Origin of the sequence: Bradyrhizobium sp. 40 (assembly GCF_023100925.1) — a bacterium.
Classification (GTDB): domain Bacteria; phylum Pseudomonadota; class Alphaproteobacteria; order Rhizobiales; family Xanthobacteraceae; genus Bradyrhizobium.
Genome location: NZ_CP064688.1, coordinates 2,699,341 through 2,720,854 on the forward strand (window position 1 = coordinate 2,699,341; position 21,514 = coordinate 2,720,854).

The 21,514-nt window shown below is 63.8% G+C and carries 20 protein-coding genes; 10 read left to right on the top strand and 10 right to left on the bottom strand.

Features of this window, described 5'->3' with window-relative positions:
• Positions 1 to 27: 27 nt before the first annotated feature.
• Positions 28 to 1,320, bottom strand: a complete 1,293-nt coding sequence (gene egtB / locus IVB40_RS12870; RefSeq protein ID WP_247818990.1) for an ergothioneine biosynthesis protein EgtB — start codon at positions 1,318 to 1,320, stop codon at positions 28 to 30.
• 241 nt (positions 1,321 to 1,561) lie between these two features.
• Here egtB and grxD point away from each other — a divergent pair, with 241 nt between their 5' ends.
• The 4 genes from grxD to IVB40_RS12890 are packed head-to-tail and all read left to right on the top strand — an operon-like array spanning position 1,562 to position 5,040.
• The gene (grxD, locus tag IVB40_RS12875; RefSeq protein WP_063995769.1) at positions 1,562 to 1,888 is read left to right on the top strand and encodes a Grx4 family monothiol glutaredoxin; all 327 of its coding nucleotides are present in this window, start codon (positions 1,562 to 1,564) and stop codon (positions 1,886 to 1,888) included.
• Between the two features lie 3 nt (positions 1,889 to 1,891).
• A complete protein-coding gene (locus IVB40_RS12880; RefSeq protein ID WP_247818991.1) occupies positions 1,892 to 2,443 on the top strand; it encodes an O-acetyl-ADP-ribose deacetylase in 552 nt (183 codons plus the stop codon).
• A 46-nt stretch (positions 2,444 to 2,489) separates the two neighbouring features.
• Positions 2,490 to 3,776 (top strand): serine hydrolase domain-containing protein, encoded by a 1,287-nt coding sequence (locus IVB40_RS12885; RefSeq protein ID WP_247818992.1) that lies wholly within the window; start codon positions 2,490 to 2,492, stop codon positions 3,774 to 3,776.
• A 1-nt stretch (position 3,777) separates the two neighbouring features.
• Positions 3,778 to 5,040, top strand: a complete 1,263-nt coding sequence (locus IVB40_RS12890) for a serine hydrolase domain-containing protein (RefSeq protein WP_247818993.1) — start codon at positions 3,778 to 3,780, stop codon at positions 5,038 to 5,040.
• Here IVB40_RS12890 and IVB40_RS12895 read toward each other — a convergent pair whose 3' ends face one another.
• From IVB40_RS12895 to murI, 7 genes are all read right to left on the bottom strand, one after another.
• A complete protein-coding gene (locus IVB40_RS12895) occupies positions 5,041 to 6,108 on the bottom strand; it encodes a threonine aldolase family protein (protein WP_247400368.1) in 1,068 nt (355 codons plus the stop codon). It lies immediately after the preceding gene.
• A gap of 63 nt (positions 6,109 to 6,171) precedes the next feature.
• Positions 6,172 to 6,387, bottom strand: coding sequence for a hypothetical protein (locus IVB40_RS12900; protein ID WP_245287780.1), 216 nt, complete (start codon positions 6,385 to 6,387; stop codon positions 6,172 to 6,174).
• A gap of 63 nt (positions 6,388 to 6,450) precedes the next feature.
• Positions 6,451 to 7,068 carry a 30S ribosomal protein S4 gene (gene rpsD / locus IVB40_RS12905; protein ID WP_007602315.1) on the bottom strand — a complete coding sequence of 206 codons (618 nt, stop codon included), beginning with the start codon at positions 7,066 to 7,068 and terminating at the stop codon, positions 6,451 to 6,453.
• Between the two features lie 197 nt (positions 7,069 to 7,265).
• A complete protein-coding gene (locus IVB40_RS12910) occupies positions 7,266 to 8,033 on the bottom strand; it encodes an acyltransferase (protein WP_247400366.1) in 768 nt (255 codons plus the stop codon).
• A 104-nt stretch (positions 8,034 to 8,137) separates the two neighbouring features.
• Positions 8,138 to 8,521: a cupin domain-containing protein gene (locus tag IVB40_RS12915; RefSeq protein WP_247818994.1), complete on the bottom strand. Its 384-nt coding sequence runs from the start codon at positions 8,519 to 8,521 to the stop codon at positions 8,138 to 8,140.
• An 86-nt stretch (positions 8,522 to 8,607) separates the two neighbouring features.
• Positions 8,608 to 9,381 carry an aldolase/citrate lyase family protein gene (locus IVB40_RS12920; RefSeq protein ID WP_007612103.1) on the bottom strand — a complete coding sequence of 258 codons (774 nt, stop codon included), beginning with the start codon at positions 9,379 to 9,381 and terminating at the stop codon, positions 8,608 to 8,610.
• Positions 9,382 to 9,442: 61 nt separating this feature from the next.
• Entirely contained in the window at positions 9,443 to 10,240 is a 798-nt protein-coding gene (gene murI / locus IVB40_RS12925; protein ID WP_247818995.1) for a glutamate racemase, read from the bottom strand.
• A 172-nt stretch (positions 10,241 to 10,412) separates the two neighbouring features.
• On the opposite strand from murI, the gene IVB40_RS12930 reads away from it, so the two are divergent.
• A complete protein-coding gene (locus tag IVB40_RS12930; RefSeq protein ID WP_247818996.1) occupies positions 10,413 to 10,964 on the top strand; it encodes a cytochrome b in 552 nt (183 codons plus the stop codon).
• Positions 10,965 to 11,133: 169 nt separating this feature from the next.
• Entirely contained in the window at positions 11,134 to 11,775 is a 642-nt protein-coding gene (locus IVB40_RS12935; RefSeq protein ID WP_247818997.1) for a glutathione S-transferase family protein, read from the top strand.
• Positions 11,776 to 11,793: 18 nt separating this feature from the next.
• Here the strand turns inward: IVB40_RS12935 and IVB40_RS12940 are convergent, their stop codons facing one another.
• Both IVB40_RS12940 and IVB40_RS12945 read right to left on the bottom strand, forming a co-directional pair.
• Positions 11,794 to 12,600, bottom strand: coding sequence for a cyclic nucleotide-binding domain-containing protein (locus IVB40_RS12940; protein WP_027567682.1), 807 nt, complete (start codon positions 12,598 to 12,600; stop codon positions 11,794 to 11,796).
• Positions 12,601 to 12,878: 278 nt separating this feature from the next.
• The gene (locus tag IVB40_RS12945) at positions 12,879 to 13,976 is read right to left on the bottom strand and encodes a preprotein translocase subunit SecD (protein WP_247818998.1); all 1,098 of its coding nucleotides are present in this window, start codon (positions 13,974 to 13,976) and stop codon (positions 12,879 to 12,881) included.
• Positions 13,977 to 14,236: 260 nt separating this feature from the next.
• Here IVB40_RS12945 and IVB40_RS12950 point away from each other — a divergent pair, with 260 nt between their 5' ends.
• The 4 genes from IVB40_RS12950 to IVB40_RS12965 all read left to right on the top strand — a co-directional run bounded on the left by IVB40_RS12950 (position 14,237) and on the right by IVB40_RS12965 (position 21,500).
• A complete protein-coding gene (locus IVB40_RS12950) occupies positions 14,237 to 16,144 on the top strand; it encodes an acyl-CoA synthetase (protein WP_247818999.1) in 1,908 nt (635 codons plus the stop codon).
• A 159-nt stretch (positions 16,145 to 16,303) separates the two neighbouring features.
• On the top strand, positions 16,304 to 18,151 hold the full coding sequence (locus tag IVB40_RS12955) for a caspase family protein (protein ID WP_247819000.1): 1,848 nt from the start codon (positions 16,304 to 16,306) through the stop codon (positions 18,149 to 18,151).
• A 39-nt stretch (positions 18,152 to 18,190) separates the two neighbouring features.
• The gene (locus IVB40_RS12960) at positions 18,191 to 19,996 is read left to right on the top strand and encodes a caspase family protein (RefSeq protein ID WP_247819001.1); all 1,806 of its coding nucleotides are present in this window, start codon (positions 18,191 to 18,193) and stop codon (positions 19,994 to 19,996) included.
• Positions 19,997 to 20,174: 178 nt separating this feature from the next.
• Positions 20,175 to 21,500 (top strand): hypothetical protein, encoded by a 1,326-nt coding sequence (locus tag IVB40_RS12965; RefSeq protein ID WP_247819003.1) that lies wholly within the window; start codon positions 20,175 to 20,177, stop codon positions 21,498 to 21,500.
• The last annotated feature ends 14 nt before the right edge of the window (positions 21,501 to 21,514 follow it).

Sequence of the window (21,514 nt, forward strand, 5' to 3'; positions counted from 1 at the left end):
GCGCGCATTTGTCGTCGGATAAGAATTTTACTCGTAGTCGGCGAGCCGCAGTCCCGTGAATTGCCACCGGTGGTGCGGATAAAAGAAGTTACGATAGGTGATACGGCTGTGCCCCTCCGGGGTTGCAAGCGAAGAGCCGCGCAGCACCAGCTGGTTGACCATGAACTTGCCGTTGTATTCGCCGAGCGCGCCTTCGATGGCGCGATAGCCGGGGTACGGCGAGTAGGACGACCGCGTCCACTGCCAGACGATGCCGAACGCATCGTTGAGCTGGCCCGCGCGGGCCGCGACCTCCCATTCCATCTCGGTGGGCAGATGTTTTCCGGCCCAGCGCGCAAAGGCGTCAGCCTCGTAATAGCTGACGTGGCAGACCGGCGCGTCGGGATCGACCGGCTTGAGGCCGGCCAGCGTCAAGACATGCCACTGGCCGTCGATCTCGCGCCAATGGCCGGGGGCGTCCCAGCCCTCGTTGTTCACGGCCGCAAAACCGTCCATCAGCCACAGCGTTGCGGTCCGGTAGCCACCGTCGCGCATGAAGGCGAGCCATTCGCCATTGGTGACGAGATTGCGTGCGAGCTTGACCGGGCCGACGAGGGCGCGATGCGCCGGCTTCTCGTTGTCGAAATGAAAACTCTCGTCGACATGACCGACGGTGTGGATGCCTTCGTTCAGCGTCAGCCAATCCTCGCTGGCCGGCGTTGCGGCCGGGAAGCGCCAGTCCGGATCATAGGCCGGCGGGATCGGGTTCTGCGCGAAGGCGTGCAGGATGTCGGTGAACATCAATTCCTGATGCTGCTGCTCGTGGTTGAGGCCGACCTCGACCAGCGGCGCGATCTCGCGAAGCTTATCCTCGCCGGCGTCGCGGAAGAATTTCACGACGGCAGCGTCGACATGTTTTCGATAGGCGCCGACCTGATCGGCGCTCGGACGGGTGATATCGCCGCGGTGATTGCGGGAATGGCGTGGGCCGGCGCTGACGTAATAGGAATTGAACAGGAAGGCGAAGTCAGGGTGAAAGGGCCGGTAGCCCGCACAGTGCTCGCCGAGCACGAATTGCTCCCAGAACCAGGTGGTGTGCGCCCGGTGCCATTTCGTCGGGCTCGCGTCCGGCATGGACTGGATCTGCTGATCCTCCGGCGACAGCGGTGCGGCCCGGCGCTCGGTCTCGTCGCGGACGTTGAGAAACGCGTCTTCCAGCCTCTGGGCAAGGCCGCCCAAATCGGCCGACGGTGACGGAGCGGGGGCCGTAGCGGAGGCTTGTTTCTTCACGTTTTTCTCCAGACAGGACAAGAGAACGTTGTTGGCGTTGTCGGGTTCCAAAACGCCGGGTTCGTCCTAGATAGGGGCTCCGTGACGGTATGAAAGTCCTCCCCGGCTATGATATTCGTGCCATCATGCAATGGGCCGCTGCTGCCGAGAGCGGTCCGCCCAGGGGCCGCTCGCCGCCATTTTACTTTGGATGCACAACGGTTTGGGCTACATATATAGGCAGGGATCGGGTTAAATCGGCTGAGCCAGCCCGAAGCGATTGGAGTGGGCTCCGCCCCAGAAGGACACGGATATGAGCATCGAGGAATTCATCGCCAACGAAGTGAAGTCGAACGACGTGGTTCTGTTCATGAAGGGCACACCGCAATTTCCGCAGTGCGGCTTCTCCGGCCAGGTCGTCCAGATTCTCGACCACATCGGCGTCGGCTATAAGGGCCTCAACGTTCTCGAATCCGCCGAACTGCGCAACGGCATCAAGGACTTTTCGAACTGGCCGACCATCCCGCAGCTCTATGTGAAGGGCGAGTTCGTCGGCGGCTGCGACATTGTCCGCGAGATGTTCCAGGCCGGTGAATTGCAGCAGCTGTTCTCCGAAAAGGGCGTCGCTGTCGCGGCCTGATACGTGACCCAGCTGACGCGCCGGATCGGCGGCGCGGAGCTCAAGGTCATCGTCGCTGACATCACCACGCTGAGCGTTGACGCCATCGTCAACGCGGCCAACACGTCGCTGCTGGGTGGGGGCGGCGTCGATGGGGCGATCCATCGGGCGGCCGGGCCCGAGCTTCTGGCCGAGTGTCGGAAGCTCGGAGGATGCCCGACCGGCGATGCCAAGATCACGAAGGGTTACCTTCTCCCTGCACCCCATGTGATCCATGCGGTGGGCCCGGTCTGGCACGGCGGCACTCGCGGTGAGGCGCAGGCGCTGGGCTCATGCTATCGCCGTGCGCTTGAGCTCTGCGGAGCCAATCAGCTGACCTCCGTGGCGTTCTCCGCGATCTCGACCGGGGTTTACGGCTTTCCGGCCGACCAGGCGGCGAAGATTGCGGTCCATGCGACCATTGAAGCCCTTCCCGCCGCGCCGCTGGTCGTCGACGTCATATTTTGTTGTTTCTCGGAAAAGAGCGCGACTCTGCACGCGGACGTTTTGGCGCGGTACGGCGGCCCTTGTGCCTGATGACGCGGTCGGTACACTCCGACGGGCCATGTTCCGGGGAGGGGATATGATTTTACAGTCTGGACTGCGCGCGCTGGTCTGCGCCGCGCTTGTGTCGTTGGGTACGATGTCGCTCGCGCGGGCGGAGGGCACCTACGAGATTCCGGCCGGCGCGCATTTCAATCCGGACAAGGTCGCGAGGATCACCGAGTTCTTCAAGAACGAGGTCGCGACCGGCAAGATCGCAGGGGCAAACGTCCTCATCAAGCAACATGGCAAGCCGGTCTACCACGAAGTCTTCGGCGTGCAGGACGCGGTCAGCAAGGCGCCGATCACGGACAAGACGATCTTCCGCCTGTTCTCGATGAGCAAGGCGATCACCTCCGTCGTCGCAGTGAAGTTGATCGAGGAAGGTACGATCAAGCTCGACGATCCCGTCTCGAAATACATTCCGTCCTTCGCCAACGTGAAAGTCGGCGTCGAGAAGAAGGCCGAGGACGGCACCAAGTCGCTTGAGCTCGTGCCGCCGAGCCGGCCGATGACGGTGCACGATTTGATGACGCACACTTCGGGCGTCACCTACGGCTTCTATGGCGACAGCCTGGTCCGCAAGGCCTATCGCGATGCCAACATCTATGCCGGCGATTTCGACCTCGCGGAGTTCGCCGAGCGAATCGCAAAACTTCCGCTGCACAACCAGCCGGGCGCGCTGTGGCAATACGGCCATTCCACCGACATCCTGGCGCGGGTCATGGAAGTCGCGGCCGGCAAGCCGCTCATCGAGATCGAGCGGGAGAAGCTGCTCGACCCGCTCGGCATGGTCGATACCGGCTTCTTCGTCACCGATCCCGAGAAGCAGAAGCTGCTGGCGCAGCCGGTGCCGAACGACAGCGATTTCCGGGTCGGGCGGATCAACGATCCGACGGTGATCAAGAAGATCCAGTTCGCCAGCGGCGGTATGGTGACGACCATGGCCGATTATGAGCGCTTTACGCAGATGCTGCTCAAGGGCGGCAGTCTCAACGGCAAGACGATTCTCAAGCCCGAGACGTTCAAGCTGATGGTGACCGACCAGATCGGCCCCAAATCGGGCGTCGATCGCGATTATTTCTATTTCCCCGGCGATGGTTTCGGCTTCGGTCTTGGACTTGCGGTGCGCACCGACCCCGGCAACGCAAAACCGCCGCCGCCCGGCGATCTCGGCGAACTAAAATGGGACGGCGCCTCCGGCTGTTATTTCGTGATCGATCCCAAGCAGGACATGTTCTTCGTGCTGCTGGAGCAGACCCCGACCGAGCGCCAGCGCGTGCAGCGAACATTGAAGCAGCTGGTTTATGAAGCGATGGAGAACTGACATGTTCGGGCGCCGCGCATTGATCGCGGCGCTCGTCCTTCTCGCCGGCGGCATCGTTACGAAGGCAGGCTCGGAGAGACCTGCGGCCCGCACGCTCTCGCCTGCGGGGCTGGCGAAGGTTTCCGATTACATCCGCAATGAGGTCGCCACCGGCAAGATCCCCGGAGCCATCCTGCTGCTTCAGCAGCACGGCAAGGCGGTCTACTATCAGAATTTCGGCGTCCGCGACGTCGCGACTGAACTCTCGATGAGCGCAGACACGATCTTCCGCCTCTACTCGATGTCGAAGCCGGTCACCTCAGTCATGGCGATGATGCTGGTTGAGGAGGGCAAGCTGTCGCTCGACGATCCCGTCTCGAAATACATTCCGGCCTTCGCCGGCATGAAGGTCGGCATCGAGAAGAAGGCCGAGGACGGCAAAGTCGCGCTGTCGCTGGAGCCGCTGGAGCGACCCATCACGGTCAAGGATCTGCTGCGCCACACCTCCGGGCTGCCTTACGGCTATTACGGCGGCGGTATGGTGCGCGAGCTCTACGCGGACGCCAATCTCTTCAACAGCAATCTGACCAACGCCGAATTCGCCGCCAAGATCGCCACGCTGCCGCTGGTCGAGCAGCCCGGCACGGTGTGGGACTATGGCTATTCCACGGACGTGCTCGGCCGCGTCATCGAAATCATCGCGGGAAAGACGCTGCTGCAGTTCGAGAAGGAGCGGCTGCTTGATCCGCTCGGCATGACCGAGACGGCCTTCTTCGTCGCCGATCCCGCCAAATTCCCGCGCATCGCCGAGCCGATGCCGGGGGATCGCAATATCAATCCGACGACGCAGGTCCGCGACATCAGGCGGCCCGCGACATGGGAATCGGGCGGCGGCGGTATGGTCGGCACAGTCGGCGACTACGCCCGTTTCGCCCAGATGCTGCTCAACGGCGGCACTTATGACGGCCGGCGCTATCTCAAACCGGAGACCATCGCGCTGATGGCCTCGGATCATATCGGGCCGGAGACGAAGATCGCGCGCGACCAGAACTATTATCCGGGCGGGTCTTCCGGCTTCGGTCTCGGCTTCGCCGTGCGCACCTCGGTGCCCCCTGGAACAACGTGGCCGCTCGGCGAATATCGCTGGGACGGCGTCGGCGGCACGTTCTTCTTCATCGATCCCGAGGACGATCTGTTCGGGATCTTCATGGTGCAGACTCCGACGCAGCGCGGCCGGATTCAGCTGGCGCTGAAGACGTTGATCTACCAGGCGATGGGGCGGTGATTACGCTCCGCGCACGATCTCGCGGATATATCCGATCGTCTCCTCGACCTGGCTCGCATTGACGTCGAGATGGGTGCAGGCGCGGATGCGGCCGTCCATCATCGCAAGCGTCACGCCGCGCTGTCGCAGCGCCGCAACCATCTTGTCGCCGGGAATGCCGGCACCATCGGGCTTGAAGAACACCAGATTGGTCTCGGGCTCCTGCACCTCGACGCCTGCGATCTGCGACAGTCCGCGGGCGAGCGCGCGCGCATTGGCGTGATCGTCGGCGAGCCGCTCGACATGATGGTCGAGCGCGTAGATGCAAGCCGCCGCGCAAATTCCGGCCTGTCGCATCGAGCCGCCGAGCCGCTGCTTCCACTGCCAGACCGCATCGATGAAGGCGCGCGAGCCCGCCAGCACGCCGCCGATCGGCGCGCCCAAGCCCTTCGAGAAGTCGATCCAGGCCGAATCCCAGCCCGCGGTCATGTCGCGCGGGGAGATGCCGCTCGCGACAGTGGCGTTGAGCAGGCGCGCGCCGTCCATGTGGGTGACGAGGCCATGTTGTTTCGCGATCGCGACGATCTCGTCGAGCGCGGCCTTCTTCCAGACCGTACCGCCGCCGATATTGGCGGTCTGCTCGACGCTGACCACCGTCTGTGGCGGTTGGTAGCGCGTGCGCGGATGCAGCGCTCTGCGAAAGGTCTCCGGCGTGAACTGGCCGTCGGGTCCCTTCAGCTGCGTGACCTGGAAGCCGCCGATCGCGGCATGCGCGCCGCCTTCGCGCGCGATGATATGGGCGCTCTCATGGGCGAGGATCTCGTCGCCGGGGCGGCAATGCACCAGCGTTGCGGTGACGTTGCACATCGTGCCTGACGGCATGTACACGGCGGCTTCCTTGCCGAGCAGCTCGGCGACGCGCTCGCACAGCGCATTCACGGTCGGGTCGTCGCCGACCTGCTCGTCGCCGACCTCCGCCCGCGCCATCGCCTCGCGCATTGCGGGTGTCGGCTTTGTCTGCGTGTCAGAGAGCAGATTGATGCGCACTGGCGGCGCTTTGGGATCGATCGGGGGAGGGGTGTAGAGCATGGCTGGTCTCATTCTCTAGTCGAACAATGGCAACGTGTTGCGTGCGTGTCCCAATGACCTGAACTAGCCACGAGAACGTTGAGCGACGCGCTGTCGCGCGGCGAGCAGGATGTCGTCTGGCGTGTCGGCAGCGAAGATATTGCAATCGGGCTGAGCGAACAGCCCCTGATATCGGCAGATCTGCTCGTCGCGGGAGAGGGCCTCCCACGCTCCGAGCGCCGCTTCAGTCGGCGTTGCCGAAGGATGAGTGTTGGCGAGCTGGTCGGCCGTGCGAGACATCAATGGCATGCTAACAAACAAAAAGGCCCCGGAAAACCGGGGCCTTTGTCGATGCTGCAATTATCAGCGCGAATAGAATTCGACGACCAGATGCGGCTCCATCTGCACCGGGAACGGCACGTCGGAGAGGTGCGGGATGCGAATGTATTTCGCGGTCATCTTGCCGTGGTCGACTTCGAGATAGTCGGGGGTGTCACGCTCGGAGAGCTGGCTGGCTTCGAGGACGTGAGCGAGCTGCTTGGAGGATTCCTTGACCTCGATCACATCGCCGAGCTTGACCAGATAGCTCGAGATGTTGACCTTGCGGCCGTTCACCTTGACGTGGCCGTGGTTGATGAACTGGCGCGCGGCGAAGATCGTCGAGACGAACTTGGCGCGGTACACGACCGCGTCGAGACGGCGCTCGAGCAGGCCGATCAGGTTCTCGCCGGTATCACCCTTGAGACGGCTGGCCTCGACATAGATGCTGTGGAACTGACGCTCGGAGATGTTGGCGTAATAGCCCTTCAGCTTCTGCTTGGCGCGCAGCTGCACGCCGAAGTCGGAGAGCTTGCCCTTGCGGCGCTGGCCGTGCTGGCCGGGGCCGTATTCGCGGCGGTTCACGGGGCTCTTCGGGCGGCCCCAGATGTTCTGGCCCATACGGCGATCGAGTTTGTACTTCGCCTCACTGCGCTTAGTCATCGCGTCCTCTTCAGGTACTTGGTTTGAGGAAACGCGCCCTCCTGTGTGACGGGCTAGCCCGGCACTGACAGGTCCGATCCCCAAAGCTTAAGGGACAGGACCACGGGTCGCGAAACGCTTCGCGGGCCGAAATCGGCCCGCGAGCAAGCGGCTTTTAGGGGGATTTGGGGCTCGCTGTCAATGCGAATGGCCCGGACTCACGTCCCGACCGCCCGGATCGGCTTCGACCCGGCCGCCCGCAATTCGGCAGCGATTTCAGTGTTCAGGACCTGTTCCAGCCGGGTCAGGACCCGGGCGATCGGGGCGGCATCGGTGACCCGGTGATCCCAGCGGATCACGACATGGATGGTCTGGCCAGGCCCGACCATCCCATAGCTGACGATGAAGGGGCCGGGCGTGATCGGGTGAAGCTCGCCGCCACCATAGGCGGCCACCGAGCTCACCGCGAAGCTGCCGAACCAGTTGCCGCGCTGCCGGCCGAAATTCAGTCCTATCGCCCAGGACAGCCGCCGCAGCGGCAGCGGCAGACGGGTCACCCGCATGATCTTGCGAAACATGGGAATTTCGTCGATCGGGGCGGTCTTGGCGCGCCGGATCTCGGCGTCGACCTCAGCCAGGGTCATGGCCTCGGGAGCCACGATTCGCTGCGGGATCACGCATTCCTCGCCGCCCTCGACCCGGGCAATGGCCACCGACGCCACGCTCTTCGGGAGCTCGTAAAGCGACGGCCAGGGCCATTCGGCATAGACGGTACGCAGGACCGGCTCGTTCCTGGCGACCAGGGCAAAAGCCTTGACGAACATGGCCGCCCAGCCGGCTGGTGCCATCGCGCCCGCGCGGGCCTCCTGCAGGGGGCCGATATCGAGCGAACGGGACAGGGACACGAAGGGCACGCCCATCGATGCGTGCATGAGGTCGATAATCAGGCGACGCGGCAGCGAAATGGTCTTGGGCGTCCCGCGCATCGCTCTTTGGTTTCCCCTGATTAAAGTTTGTGCAGCGAGCGGGTTCCCGCTCGCCGCCTGCTCTAGCACGAACCAACCCGCATGGGGCCGGTCGGTTCGCCGCATCAGGGCGCCGGCGAGGCCAACGGCTTGGTCTTGTCGACGATGTAAACCCCAAGCACTTTCATAGCCTTGTCACCGTGGGCTTTGGCGTCATGCACGACGCCCGCCGGGATCTGGTAGGAATCGCCGGCTTTCAGCGTCTTTTCCGGCTGCCCGTCGATGAGGAGATTGAGCTCGCCTTCGAGCACGTAACCGGTCTCGATGCCCGGATGGGTATGGCGACCGGCCGCGCCGCCCGCCGGGACCTCCGCGATGGCGGTGATGGTGTTGTAGCCATCGGGAAATTCGACCTTCTGGAGCGGGGTGCGCTTGATGCCGGGCTGTTGGGCGAAGGCCGCAACAGCGAGGCCGGTGAAGGCGAGAGCGAGCAAAGTCATTTTGAGCATGGTTTTTCCTCCCTGGAACGACCGACCCTAGCAGCGCCGTGGTTCCCGGCAAGACTCTCGGCAAAACTCCCGGCAAAGGCTCAAGGCTAGCGCTTGATCCCCTCGAACGCTGCCATGATGCCGCGCTGGAATAGGGACCAGTCAAAGCCGAGCGCGATCGCGCGGTAGCCGCGATCGACCAGGGCATTGGCCTGGTCCGCGGTACGCGCCACACCGCCGATCGGCACGCCGCTTCTGAGGATGCCAGCCTCGGCCCGCGCCACCAGCTCCAGCAATTCCGGATCGTCCATCTGGCCGCGCTTGTTGATGGAGGTGGCAAGATCGCCGGGGCCGATTACGGCGACGTCGATGCCGGGCGTGGCCATGATCTCGTCGATGCGGTTGACGGCGTCGACGTGCTCGATGGTGATCATGCATATCATCTCGTCGTCGGCGCTGGCCATGTAGTCCGGCATCGACTGGCCCCAGCGGAATGGTGCATGGAACGGACCCCAGAGCCGATCGCCGCGTGGTGGATAGCGCACGCTGCGCACCGCTTTCTCGGCCTCCGCGCGATTGGTGATCATCGGGAAATTGATGCCGAAGGCGCCGATGTCCATCGGTGCCTTCGCAAGCCACGGTTCGTTCGCCGCGATCCGCACCAGCGGCGTGCACGGTGTGCCGGTCGTGGCCGCGATCATCGCATGTGCTTCGGTCAGTCCAATCGGCCCATGCTCGAGATCGACGATGATCCAGTCGAGTGAGCGCGCCATGATCTGCACGGTCTGCACGCTCGGGATCGTCGCGATCGCGCCGAAGGCGGGACGACCCTCGCGCCAGAGCTGGCGGAGACGGTTGAGCGGCGTGGTCGGGACGGACATGGGAAGAACCTGCAGGAAACGACGAGGGCGGAGCCTAGCAGCGCGCCGTCGAGGCGCAAGGTCAGGCTGGAATGCGGCCGCCGAAGAACGGCGTCAGCTTGGCCGAAAGGCCATGGACGCGGTGCGAGGTGAAGATCATCTCGGCGCCGGACTGCGCGATGCCACTGGTCTGCGCGCCGAGCAGATCCGAGACGCGGCGGGCGATCGCGGGCGCCGGATCGATCCAGTCGACCGGCCAGGGCGCGAGCTTTTTCAGCCGGTCGAGCAGCAGTGGATAATGCGTGCAGGCGAGCACCACGGTGTCGGTGCGTGCGCCTGCGTCCCCGGCATCGCCGACGAAACACGGGGCGAGCTCGGCGAGGATGGCGTCGTCGCTGACGGGAGAGCCGCTGAGCTCTGCTTCAGCCAGCGCAGCCAGCTCGGGCGAACCGACCAGTGTCACCTCGCAGCCTTGCGCGAAATCCCGGATCAGCGCCTTGGTGTATTCGCGCTTCACCGTGCCCTTGGTGCCGAGCACCGACACGCGCCGGCTCCTCGACTGCGCGCAGGCCGGCTTGATCGCGGGCACAGTGCCGACGAAGGGCAGGGAATAAGCGGCGCGCAGATGCGATAGGACCAAGGTGGACGCCGTGTTGCAGGCGATGACGACGAGGTCAGGATCATGCGTGCCGACCAATTCCCCCATCAGCGGCACCACGCGGGCGATGATCTCGTCCTCGCTGTGGTGGCCGTAGGGAAAGAAGGCGTCGTCCGCGACGTAGACGTAATGCGCGTCGGAGCGCGCGGCCACGACCTCACGCAGGACCGTGAGCCCGCCAAGGCCGGAATCGAACACCAGAATGGTCGGGGAATTGGTCACGTGATCACTCTAGCCGGACATGGTTACCATTCGGTTTTTGGGGCGGTTTTGCGGCAGGGCGCTTAGGGCTAATTTGGACCGATTCGATTTCGCGATTGCCGCATGGACCCGATATCAGCTGCCGGACTGCGGCGCGGATAGGGACAGGCCCGCAAAACTCCGGAGAGCCGACATGATCAGAAATACCAGTCACGGCTGGGGCAGCATTTCCCGATGGCTGCACTGGGTTCTGGCGCTGACCATCATCGGCATGATCGGCTTCGGGTGGTGGATGAACCACATCCCGGCGCGTCCCGACCGCTTCTTCTACCGCTCGATCCACGCCGATATCGGCTATGTGATCCTGCTGCTCACGGTGCTGCGCCTGGTCTGGCGCCTCGTTAACCCGACGCCCGCCATGCCGGCCGAGACCTCGCGGTGGCAGAAGGTCGCCGCCCATGTCAGCCACGGCGCGCTCTACCTCGCCGTCATCGTCGTCACCATGCTCGGCTGGGCGCATTCCGGTGCGCACGCACCTGATTATTCGGACTTCTTCGGCCTGTTTCACGTGCCGCAATTCACCGCCCCCGACCGCGTGGCGGCGGGCGCCTATGAAGACCGCCACATCCTTTTTGCCTATGTGCTGCTCGCCTTGATCGCGGTTCACGTGATCGCCGCCCTCTGGCACCACTTCATCCGCCGCGACCGCGTCGTGGCGCGGATGGTGACAGACGAGGCGGGGTAGGGCGGACATGGGAGGAAGCATCGGGCCTGCTGCCTCCGCATCGTCATTGCGAGCGCAGCGAAGCAATCCAGAATCTTTCCTTTGTGGCAGTCTGGATTGCTTCGCTGCGCTCGCAATGACGGATAAGATGTGGGTCACGAACTATCCGATTGCGATCGCAGGAGGCCTCATGCTCACCGTCCATCATCTCGGCAAGTCGCAGTCGGAGCGTATAGTCTGGCTGTGCGAGGAGCTGGCGATTCCCTACGAGCTGAAGCGCTATGCGCGCGATCCCGTCACCATGCTGGCTCCGGCCGAGTACAAGGCGCTGCATCCGATCGGGGCGGCGCCGGTGATCACCGACGACGAACTGGTGCTCGCGGAATCCGGCGCGGTCGTCGACTACATCGTTGCAAAATATGGCAACGGCCGACTCGTGCTCGGGCCCACTGATCCCGCCTTTGCGCAGTTTCTGTATTGGCTTCATTTCGCCAATGGCACCCTGCAACCCGGCATGGGGCGGATGATGATCCTGAGCCGGCTCGATCTCGCCAAGGAGAATCCGACCCTGCTCGCGATGAAGGGGCGTCTCGATCGGGCCTTCGATCTTCTCGACGCAAGGCTTCGCGAGGCCGAATACCTTGCCGGCAGCGCCTTCACGACCGCCGACATCATGACGGTGTTCTCACTCACCACCATGCGCTACTTCCAGCCCTATGACGTGTCGCGCTGTCCCAATGTGGTCAAATATCTCGGCCGCATCGGCGCGCGGGCGGGCTATCGGCGTGCGATGGAGAAGGGCGACCCGGGCATGGCGCTGCTGTTGAACTGAGCGGCGAGGGGCAATCGATCACGCGATCCTGTTCGTGGTGGCCGCGCGCTCCGACGCCAGCTGCTTCTGGAGGCGCTCGATGTTCTGCAGCAGGCGCTGGCTGGTCAGCACCAGGAAGTAGTAGCCGAACTGCGGATCCTGGAAGTAGATCTCGAGCAACCGGTCATAGGTAATCGTCAATACCTGCCCGTCTTCGATGCATTCGATCGTTCCGGTGCGCCGGTTGCCCGGCGTGAGGAAGCCGAGCTCGCCCATCAGCGCGCCCGGCATGATCTCGATATTGATCTCCTTGACCAGGAACTTGCCGGTGACCGTGAGGAGCATCTCCTTGGCTGGGTCACCCAGTTTGAACAGCGTGTCGCCGCGGCGATATTTGCGTTCGGTCATGAACGGCTTGAGCCATTCGATCGACATGTCGCCTTCGGCCGCATGGCGCGCCTTCTTGACGAGCTTGAGCATCTGCCGCAGGCGCAAGGCGTTGATCGGTAGCAGCAGGAGATAGAGCAGGAAGGTCGAGACGTTGGCAGAGAGCGCACCGAAGACGGCGAAGAACGCGCAGCCGACCATGTTGGCAACGCGCAGCGGAACCATCGTCCGCATCAGGAGGGTGGCGACGAAGAAGCCGGCGCCGACCGCGGCAAACATATTGGCCAGCGTGATGTTCTGGACGAAGATCTCCAGCATCCGATTGAAGATCGAATCATAGGTGACGTTGTTCGGATCGAGGCCCATCTGGACCAGGATCTTCGCGATCCTGAGGTTATCCGTCGCCGCCTCGAGAATGCGGTCGAGGATCGACGAAATGTCTGCGCTGCCGGACGGCATGGTACTATCCCCGCGTAAGGCCTTCAGTCACGGTCGGTCTTCTCGACACCTATAGCCGAAATCGAACGACGACCGCTTGAATGAAGCTTTCGGCCGCCGTGCCGCAAGAGGCAAATTTTAGCCTGATCGGGCGTTTCGGCAATTGCCTGTTTGGCGGTGCGTATGGCCGTGGTGCGCCCGCGATTCGGGGCTCACCGGGTACGAGCCTCGGCGTGGTGGACCTCGGCGCCGGATAGGGCGGGGCGGGACCAGGCGTGGGCGTGGGGCGATCCCCGCTCTTAGGGTTTGGCGGCGGGCTGCACGACCTGCTGCTCGACCAGGCTGAGGTGCCCGGGCAGCGAACCGGCGCGCAGCAGCATGGCGACGCTGTTTGCTTCCTCCAGGGTGAAATTGCCGGAGATCTGGCCCGAGCCGCCGGTGATGGGCTCGCGGATCACGGGGGCGGAGATCACCTTGCCGTCGAGCACGATGGCAAAGGGCTTTGCAATATTCTCTTCGGTGATGTGGGCAAAGCGCCGCGTGCCGCGGCCGTTGAAGCGGAACGAGGCGATCGGCTCTTTCGTGGCGCTCGCAAACCCCGGGCCCGCATAGCTGATGTCGTCGCCGTCGAGCACGCTGTCCTTGGCGACCAGATAAAGGCTCTTGTCCTTGAAGCCGGGCAGGACTTCCGTGCCAGCCGGCGGCGTGCCGGATTGCGCTTGGTCCGGCGGCATCGAGAGGTCGATCAGGCGGAAGCCGACCTTGACCCTTCGGGCGAAGACCGCGGTGACGCGCTCGGGCTCCATCACACCGGGCAGGAAGATGCGGATGCGGTCGGTCCCATCGGGCTGGACGCTGGCGAGCTGGACGCCGGCCTCCTTCAGACGCTGCTCGATCATTGCGATGGCATCTTCGACGAGTTCGTGCAGCCGCGCGGCGGATGCCGCATTGGTCGGCGCGAGCCTGACCAGTCCGTCGCCGCCGTCGGTCACGGCGAGTGCATGCGACGGCAATCCCTCCGCGGCTGACGCGAGCTTGCGCGCAAGCTGCTCGCGGCCCTTGGCGTCCGCGATCTTCAACTCGACGCCGCCGTCGCGGATGGCAAGGCCGGAGAAGGCGATCTTGCCGTCGCGCAGGTTCTTGTAGACGTCGTCGCGCAAATCCGTGACGACGCTCTCGCGCAGGCCATCGGTGTCCACCTTGTAGACGATGCGGGACCCGCCGAGCTTCTCCATCTTGTCGCTGATGGAGGCCGATATCTTGGCGCGCATCTTGTCGATCTGGCCGTCCTCGGCGTGTGCGGCGCGGGGCAGGGCGAGCACCGATGTCATGATCCCTGCTGTCACGGCGAGCGCGATGAACAGTCGGGTAGCGCAATCCCGCGGGAGCGTAGTCATGATCACCTCAAGTCTTGCGCCAGGGCGCTGGCAAGGACACCGGTATGTGAGTCCAATGCCAGTTCTTGGTCCCCGGATCTGGCGCGCAGGTTCAAAAGCCTCTCACCAGAGCCCGATTACGGCGGCCGTTAGGTCATGGACGAACGCCAAATCATCCATCATTCTGCCCGTGCTCGGCCGGCCATCGGTCGAGGTCTCGCCAACCCAAAAAGTCAAAAGACAGGGCGCGGGGACATGCATCTGAGGGAGGACGGAATTCCATGGCGGGCATCCACGCGCTCGATCGCTTCATCGGCAACGACTATCCGGACCTGGCAACGGACGCAGAGGTTCGAGCCTTCGAGCAGGTCCCTTACGCCGATCGCGTCGCGGCCGAGAGCACTTACGATGCCATCAGGCTGGGTGCGGCCGGTAACCCCGACGGGCCGGCGCTGCAGTTCCTGCAAAATGCCGATCCCGCCGACACGCCGGTCGTGGTGACGTACCGCGACTTCATCGCGCGTGTCACGCAAGCCGCCAACATGTTTCACGCACTCGGCGTCGAGAAGGGCGACGTCGTCAGCTTCATGCTGCCGCTGGTGCCGGACGCCTTCGTAACGCTGTTCGGGGCGGAGGCCGCCGGCATCGCCAATCCCGTCAATCCGCTCCTGGAGCCGCACCAGATCGCGGAAATTCTGGAGGCCGCGAACACAAAAGTCCTGGTGGCGCTCGGGCCGATGCCGGGCACTGACATCTGGCAGAAAGTCGAGCAGATCAGGCCGCAACTCAAGCACCTCAAGGCGATCGTGCAGGTGTTCGGTGCTGGCGATCCAGCGAGGGGAATCCTTGCGTTCAACGACCTGATCAGGCAGCAGCCTTCGGACCGCCTTATCAGCGGGCGCAAGATTCTGGGCAGCGACATCGCCGCCTATTTCCACACCGGCGGCACCACCGGCACGCCAAAGCTGGTGCGGCACACGCATGCCAACCAAGTGTATCAAGCCTGGGCGCTCAATCTGCTGCTGAAGTCGAAGCCGGGCGCCAACATGCTGTTCGGCATGCCGCTGTTTCACGTCGGGGGCTCGTTGACGCAGGTGCTGACGACACTGTCGGCCGGCGGTTCGCTGGTCGTGCTGTCGCCGAGCGGATGGCGCAATCCGAATGCGGTGAAGAACATCTGGCAACTGGTCGAGCGCTTCAAGCCCGAAGCGCTGTCGAGCGTGCCGACGGTGCTCGCCGCAACGCTCGCGGTGCCGCCTGGCAATGCCGACATCTCCAGCCTGAAATATGCAGCCGGTGGCGGCTCCGCGATCCCGGTCGCGGTGGGGTCTGCGATCCAGGACAAGCTCAAGCTGCCTGTCGTCGAGGTCTACGGTATGACCGAGACCTCGAGCGTTCACACGCTGGCCTATCCGTCGCGCCCGATCCGACTCGGTTCGGTCGGCCTTCCCATGCCTTACGCGCGGGTCCGCATTGTCCAGCTCGATGCTGACGGCAAGCTGATCCGCGACTGCGCGCCGGACGAGATCGGCGTCGTCATCATGGCCGGGCCCGGCGTGTTCGGCGGCTATCTCAACGACGAGCACAACAAGGGTGCTTTCGTCGACGAGGTCTGGGTCAATTCCGGCGATCTTGGCCGGCTCGATGCTGACGGTTATCTCTGGATCACCGGCCGCGCCAAGGATCTCGTGATCCGCGGCGGCCACAACATCGATCCGGCACCGATCGAGGAGATCATGTTCCGTCATCCCGCCGTCGGCTTTGCCGCGGTGGTCGGCCAACCCGACGCCTATGCCGGCGAACTGCCGGTGGGATATGTGCAGCTGAAGCAGGGCGCGACCGTCGAGCCGGGGGAGCTGGAGACGTGGGTGCGCGAGCGTACTCCGGAGCGCGCGGCTGTCCCGGTGCAGGTCATCCCGATCGATCCGATGCCGGTGACCGGCGTCGGCAAAGTGTTCAAGCCGCAGCTGCGCTGGGACGCAGCCCAGCGCGTGTTCACGAAGGTGCTGACACCCCTCACTGAGCGCGGCATCGACTGCAAGGTCAGGGTCGGCGCTCACGGCAGCCACGGCTCGATCGCCACCGTGACGCTGGCGGGCCTGCCGGCGGATCAGCGCGAAGCGGTTGCGCGCGAGGTGCACGCACTGCTTGCACCGTTCGTGATGCGCCACGAGGTGGTGCAGATGTAACGGACCCAACGGACGGCTTCGGTGTCAGCTCGAAAGCAGGGCGACGCTTCGCCGCATTAGCTATACCCCCGATCCTATGTGACAAGTATCACATAGGAAGAATTGGCAATCGGCGATGCTACCGAATAGTCTCATGGAATTGCATCCGGGGGGACGCAAGTGATTCCGTTTCGGATATTTGCTTTGTTGATTTTGGCCATTGGCCTCGCCTGCGGACCGGCCCATGCGGACCGGCGGGTTGCGCTTGTCATTGGCAATTCCGCCTACAAGAGTGCGCCCAAGCTCGGCAATCCCGTCAACGATGCCACTCTGGTCGGCGGCATGTTCAAGAAGGCCGGCTTTGATTCCGTCGACGTCAGGTTGGATCTCAGCGCGAGCGAGATGCGGCGCATGTTGCGTGAGTTCGCCGGCAGGACCCGCGATGCCGACATGGCGGTGATCTATTACGCCGGCCACGGCATCGAGCTGGAAGGCACAAACTATCTCATTCCGATCGACGCGACGCTGGAGACGGATGGCGACGTGCTCGACGAAACCATCCCGGTCGAGCGCGCGCTGTTCGCAGTCGAGCCGGCCAAGCAGCTGCGCCTGATCATCCTGGATGCCTGCCGCGACAATCCGTTTTCCAAGACCATGAAGCGGACGCTGGCCTCGCGCGCGATCGGACGCGGGCTTGCCAAGGTCGAGCCGACCAGCCCAAACACCATGATCGCTTTCGCCGCGAAGGCCGGCTCGACCGCGTCCGACGGTGACTCCAGGAACAGCCCGTTCGCCGTCGCTTTGGTCGAGCACTTGCCCAAGCCGGGCCTCGATTTGCGCAAGGCCTTCGGCTTCGTGCGCGACGACGTGCTCAAGAGCACTGGCTACAAGCAGGAGCCCTATGTCTATGGCTCGCTCGGCGGCGACGATGTGCCGCTGGTCGCGACCAAGCCGGCAGCGACCGGGCCGCAGGCCAACCCGCAGGATTCTATTCGCAGGGATTACGAGCTCGCGCTGCAGCTGGCCACGCGCGATGGTTGGGAAGCCTTCCTGGCGCAATATCCCGAAGGTTTCTATGCCAATCTGGCCAAGGGCCAGATGAACAAGATCGCCGCTGAAGAGACGCGCGCCTCGGCCGAGCAAAAAGCGAACGCGGCCGAGCAGCAGAAGGCAAGGCTTATTGCCGAACGCGCCCAGAAGGCCGAGCAGGACAAGGCGGCCGCGGCGGCCAAAGCGGCCGAAGAGGCCCGTGTCGCAGCGGAGAAGCAGAAGCAGATCGAGCAGGCGAGGACGGATGCGGCCGAGCAGCAGCGCAAGCTGGCCGAAGCTGCCGCGGCGAAAGCACAGGCCGAGAAGCAGGCGGCGGAGAAGGCCAAGGCCGAGCTTGCCGCCAAGCAGACCGCCGAGAAGGCGGAGCAGGTGGCAAAGCCTGTGGCCGATCGGCAGATGCCTGAGGTCGAGCAAAAAGTTGCGGCCCTTTCACCGGCGCCGGCATCCACATTGTCGGCGGCTGATCTGACAAAATCCGTGCAGAGTGAATTGCGCCGCGTCGGCTGCCTGTCCGCCACCGCCGACGGCGATTGGAGCGCAGCATCGCAGCGTTCGCTGGCCCTGTTCAACAAATATGCCGGCACCCAATTCGACGCCAAGCTCGCAAGCGTCGACGTACTCGATGCCCTGAAAGCGAAGCCCGGACGGGTCTGCCCGCTCATTTGCAATTTCGGCTCCAAGGCGGACGGCGATCAATGCGTGAAGATCACCTGCCGCGCCGGCTATCGCGTCGGTGACGACAACGACTGCGAGAAGGTCCCAGAGAAGAAGCCGGTGGCGACGCGCGAGGATTCGAAGAAGCGTGACCAGGATCGCAAGGACACAGAGTCGACGCCATCGAAGCCGCAAGCATCTGGCCAGATATTTTGCAATTCCGCTGGCTGCCGTCCTGTCGGCAAGGGATGCAGAATAGAACGGGCCAGTACTTCTGATGCGAGCTCAGTGATGTCTGGCCGAACGAAAGAAGTCTGCAATTAGGGTATCATCGGAATGGCCGCATAGGCCTGGGCGTTTTTCATGATTGTTCGAAGCCTATTGATTTTGATATTCGGCCTTTGGTTCGGGTGCGGCGCTGCCCTCGCTGACAAGCGCGTTGCGCTCGTGATCGGCAATTCCGCCTACAAGAACGCGCCGCGGCTCGCGAACCCGGTGAACGACGCCGGGCTGGTCGGCAGCATGTTCAGGAATGCGGGCTTCGATACGGTCGAGATCAGGCTGGACCTCAACGCCAGCGAAATGCGGCGATCCCTACGCGAGTTCGCGGCCAGGACGCGCGATGCCGACATAGCCGTGATCTACTATGCGGGCCACGGTATCGAGCTGGACGGCAGCAACTATCTCGTTCCGACCGATGCCATGCTGGAAACCGACGGCGACGTCCTCGACGAGACCATCGCGCTGGATCGCGCGCTGTATGCGGTCGAACCGGCCAAACAACTCCGTCTCGTCATCCTCGATGCCTGTCGCGACAGCCCATTCGCCAAGACGATGAAGCGCACCCTGGCCTCGCGCGCGATTGGTGGCGGACTTGCCAAGGTCGAGCCGACCAGTCCGAACACGATGATTGCGTTTGCGGCCAAGGCGGGGTCGACGGCGTCGGATGGCGACTCGCGGAACAGCCCGTTCGCGGTCGCGTTGACCGATCATCTGCCGAAGCCCGGGCTCGACCTGCGCAAGGCGTTCGGGTTCGTCCGTGACGACGTCCTGAAGAAGACCGGCAACAAGCAGGAGCCGTATGTCTATGGCTCCCTGGGCGGCAGCGACGTGCCGCTGGTGCCGGCAAGGCCCGCCGCAGCCGGTCCGCAGGCAAATCCGCAGGACAGCGTGCGCAAAGACTACGAGCTTGCCCTCCAGGCCGGCCTGCGCGAGGCCTGGGAAGCATTCCTCCAGACCTATCCGGACGGCTTTTACGCCAATCTCGCCCGCGTGCAGTTGAAGAAGATTGCCGCCGAGGAGGATCGCACGGTGGCGACGGAGAAGGCGCGTCTGGCCGAACAGGAAAAGGCGAGGCTCGCAAGCGAACGAGCCCAGAAGGCCGAGCAGGAGAAAGCGGCCGCCGCGGCGAAAGCGGCGGAAGAGGCGAGGATCGCGGCCGAGAAGGCCAAGCAGATCGAGCAGGCCAAGGCGGAGGCGGCCGAACGAGATCGCAAGGCGGCGGAAGCTGCCGCGGCCAAGTCGCTCGCGGAGAAGCGGGCGCTCGAGAAGGCGGCGACCGATGCCGCAGCGAAGCAGGCGGCGGACAAGCAGGCGGCTGATGCCGAAAGCAGGAAGGTCGCCGCGCTGTCGCCGCCGCCAAGCTCCCCGCCGTCCGGCGATCTCACGAAATCTGTTCAGAGCGAGCTACGCCGCGTCGGCTGCCTTTCGGCCGCCGCTGACGGTGACTGGAACGCCGCAACGCAGCGCTCACTGTCACTGTTCAACAAATATGCCGGCACTCAATTCGACGCGAAGCTTGCGAGCGTCGACGCGCTCGATGCGCTGAAGGCGAAGCCGGGCCGGGTCTGTCCGCTGGTGTGCAATTTCGGCTTCAAGGCCGACGGCGACCAATGCGCGAAGATTACCTGCCGCGCCGGCTATCATGTCGGCGATGACAACGAATGCGAGAAGGTGCCGGAGAAGAAGCCGGTGGCGACGCGCGAAGATTCAAGAAGGCGAGATCAGGACCGGAAGCAAACGGAGGCTGCGCCGTCGACGCCGCAAGCCTCGGGGCAAATGATCTGCAACAACGCCGGATGCAGGCCGATCGCCAAGGGATGCCGGCTCGGGACGGCCAATCATCCTTCGAATCCCGCCGCGAAAATACCGGCCGAAATCTGCAATTAATGATGAAGCATAACTTCGGACTTCAGCCAGCCATCGGGCTCAGAGCTTGGGCTTCACACTGCTGGTAGACTTTGCGATGCAGCACCAGGGAGTGCAGGCGTAAGGTGAGAGCGGGCGACGTACGCCTTGCATGCCTTAGCGCAAGCGAGCATCATCCCCAAAAAAATGGGGGAAACCGATGTCACAACTTTCTCGCCGCCATCACCTTCAGCAATTGTCGGCCGTGCTCGGATCCGCCGCGCTGTCCGGGTGGTCGACGCCGGCATCGGCTTCAGAGGCGGACATTCCGCCGGAAGGCATCGGCAAGGGCATCAAGCACATCTCCTATAGCGACATCGGCGGCCGGCCTGACAGTGTGCAGGTGATGTTCAACCGGCAGCACGTCTATGTCGGACATATGTTCAGCGACGGCGTGACGATCCTGGACGCATCCGATCCGCGTGCGCTGAAGCCGGTCAATTTCTTCACCGCAGGACAGTATACCCGCACCCATCATTTACAGGTGGCGGAAGACCTGCTGCTGCTTGCCAACGGCGCCAATATCGTCGCGATGCAGTCCTACGACAACATGCGCGGCTATTTCGAGAACACGCTCGTCGACAGCATCACCAAGGCCAAGAAATTCCGCTGCGGTCTCTCGATCCACGACATTTCGAAACCGAACGAGATGCGCGAGATCGCGTTCCTCGAGATGCCCGGCTTCGGCATCAACCGGCTGTGGTGGCCGGGCGGGCGCTATGCCTACGTGTCGGCGCATCTCGACGGGTTCACCGACCACATCCTTTGCGTGGTTGATCTCAAGACCATCACCAAGCCGGAGATCGTCGCGAAATGGTGGCTGCCGGGCATGAACCGCGCGGCCGGCGAGCCTGCGACGCCAAAGGGCAAGCGCTTTGCGCTGCATCACATGATCACGGCGGGCGATCGCGGCTACGCCGCCTGGCGCGATGGCGGCTTCACCATTCATGACATCAGCGATCCAACTAATCCAAAGCTGCTGTCCCGCATCAACTGGTCGCCGCCCTTCGCGGGTGGCACGCATACGCCGCTGCCACTGCCCAAGCGACAGCTCGCGATCGTTGCGGACGAAGCCAATGCGGACAATTGCGCCAAAGGCCTGTTCCATACATTCGTCCTCGACGTGCGCGCGCCTGGAAACCCGGTGCCGATCGCGACCCTGCCGACCCCGCGCGACCGCGACTTCTGCACGAACGGCACCTTCGGGCCGCATAATCTGCACGAGAACCGCCCGGGCTCGTTCCAGAGCGAGGAGACGATCTTCGCGACCTACAACAATGCCGGCGTCAGGGTATTCGACGTCAGGGACGCCTTCGCACCGAAGGAGATCGCGTATTGGGTGCCGCCGACACCGAAAAAGCTCATCGACCCCCGCCCGAACGTCGCGCTCGCGGCCAAGACCTGTGACGCCTTTGTCCGGCCCGACGGGATGATGTTCGTCTCCGACTGGAACGCCGGCATGCACGTGCTGCAATATCAGGGATGAGCGGTGCCGTAGGG

Coding starts and splice junctions, on each gene's coding strand:
- grxD (WP_063995769.1), top strand. CDS start 1,562: ATGAGCATCGAGGAATTCATCGCCAACGAAGTGAAGTCGAACGACGTG.
- IVB40_RS12885 (WP_247818992.1), top strand. CDS start 2,490: ATGATTTTACAGTCTGGACTGCGCGCGCTGGTCTGCGCCGCGCTTGTG.
- IVB40_RS12890 (WP_247818993.1), top strand. CDS start 3,778: ATGTTCGGGCGCCGCGCATTGATCGCGGCGCTCGTCCTTCTCGCCGGC.
- IVB40_RS12895 (WP_247400368.1), bottom strand. CDS start 6,108: ATGCTCTACACCCCTCCCCCGATCGATCCCAAAGCGCCGCCAGTGCGC.
- IVB40_RS12900 (WP_245287780.1), bottom strand. CDS start 6,387: ATGTCTCGCACGGCCGACCAGCTCGCCAACACTCATCCTTCGGCAACG.
- rpsD (WP_007602315.1), bottom strand. CDS start 7,068: ATGACTAAGCGCAGTGAGGCGAAGTACAAACTCGATCGCCGTATGGGC.
- IVB40_RS12910 (WP_247400366.1), bottom strand. CDS start 8,033: ATGCGCGGGACGCCCAAGACCATTTCGCTGCCGCGTCGCCTGATTATC.
- IVB40_RS12915 (WP_247818994.1), bottom strand. CDS start 8,521: ATGCTCAAAATGACTTTGCTCGCTCTCGCCTTCACCGGCCTCGCTGTT.
- IVB40_RS12920 (WP_007612103.1), bottom strand. CDS start 9,381: ATGTCCGTCCCGACCACGCCGCTCAACCGTCTCCGCCAGCTCTGGCGC.
- IVB40_RS12930 (WP_247818996.1), top strand. CDS start 10,413: ATGATCAGAAATACCAGTCACGGCTGGGGCAGCATTTCCCGATGGCTG.
- IVB40_RS12935 (WP_247818997.1), top strand. CDS start 11,134: ATGCTCACCGTCCATCATCTCGGCAAGTCGCAGTCGGAGCGTATAGTC.
- IVB40_RS12940 (WP_027567682.1), bottom strand. CDS start 12,600: ATGCCGTCCGGCAGCGCAGACATTTCGTCGATCCTCGACCGCATTCTC.
- IVB40_RS12945 (WP_247818998.1), bottom strand. CDS start 13,976: ATGACTACGCTCCCGCGGGATTGCGCTACCCGACTGTTCATCGCGCTC.
- IVB40_RS12950 (WP_247818999.1), top strand. CDS start 14,237: ATGGCGGGCATCCACGCGCTCGATCGCTTCATCGGCAACGACTATCCG.
- IVB40_RS12960 (WP_247819001.1), top strand. CDS start 18,191: ATGATTGTTCGAAGCCTATTGATTTTGATATTCGGCCTTTGGTTCGGG.
- IVB40_RS12965 (WP_247819003.1), top strand. CDS start 20,175: ATGTCACAACTTTCTCGCCGCCATCACCTTCAGCAATTGTCGGCCGTG.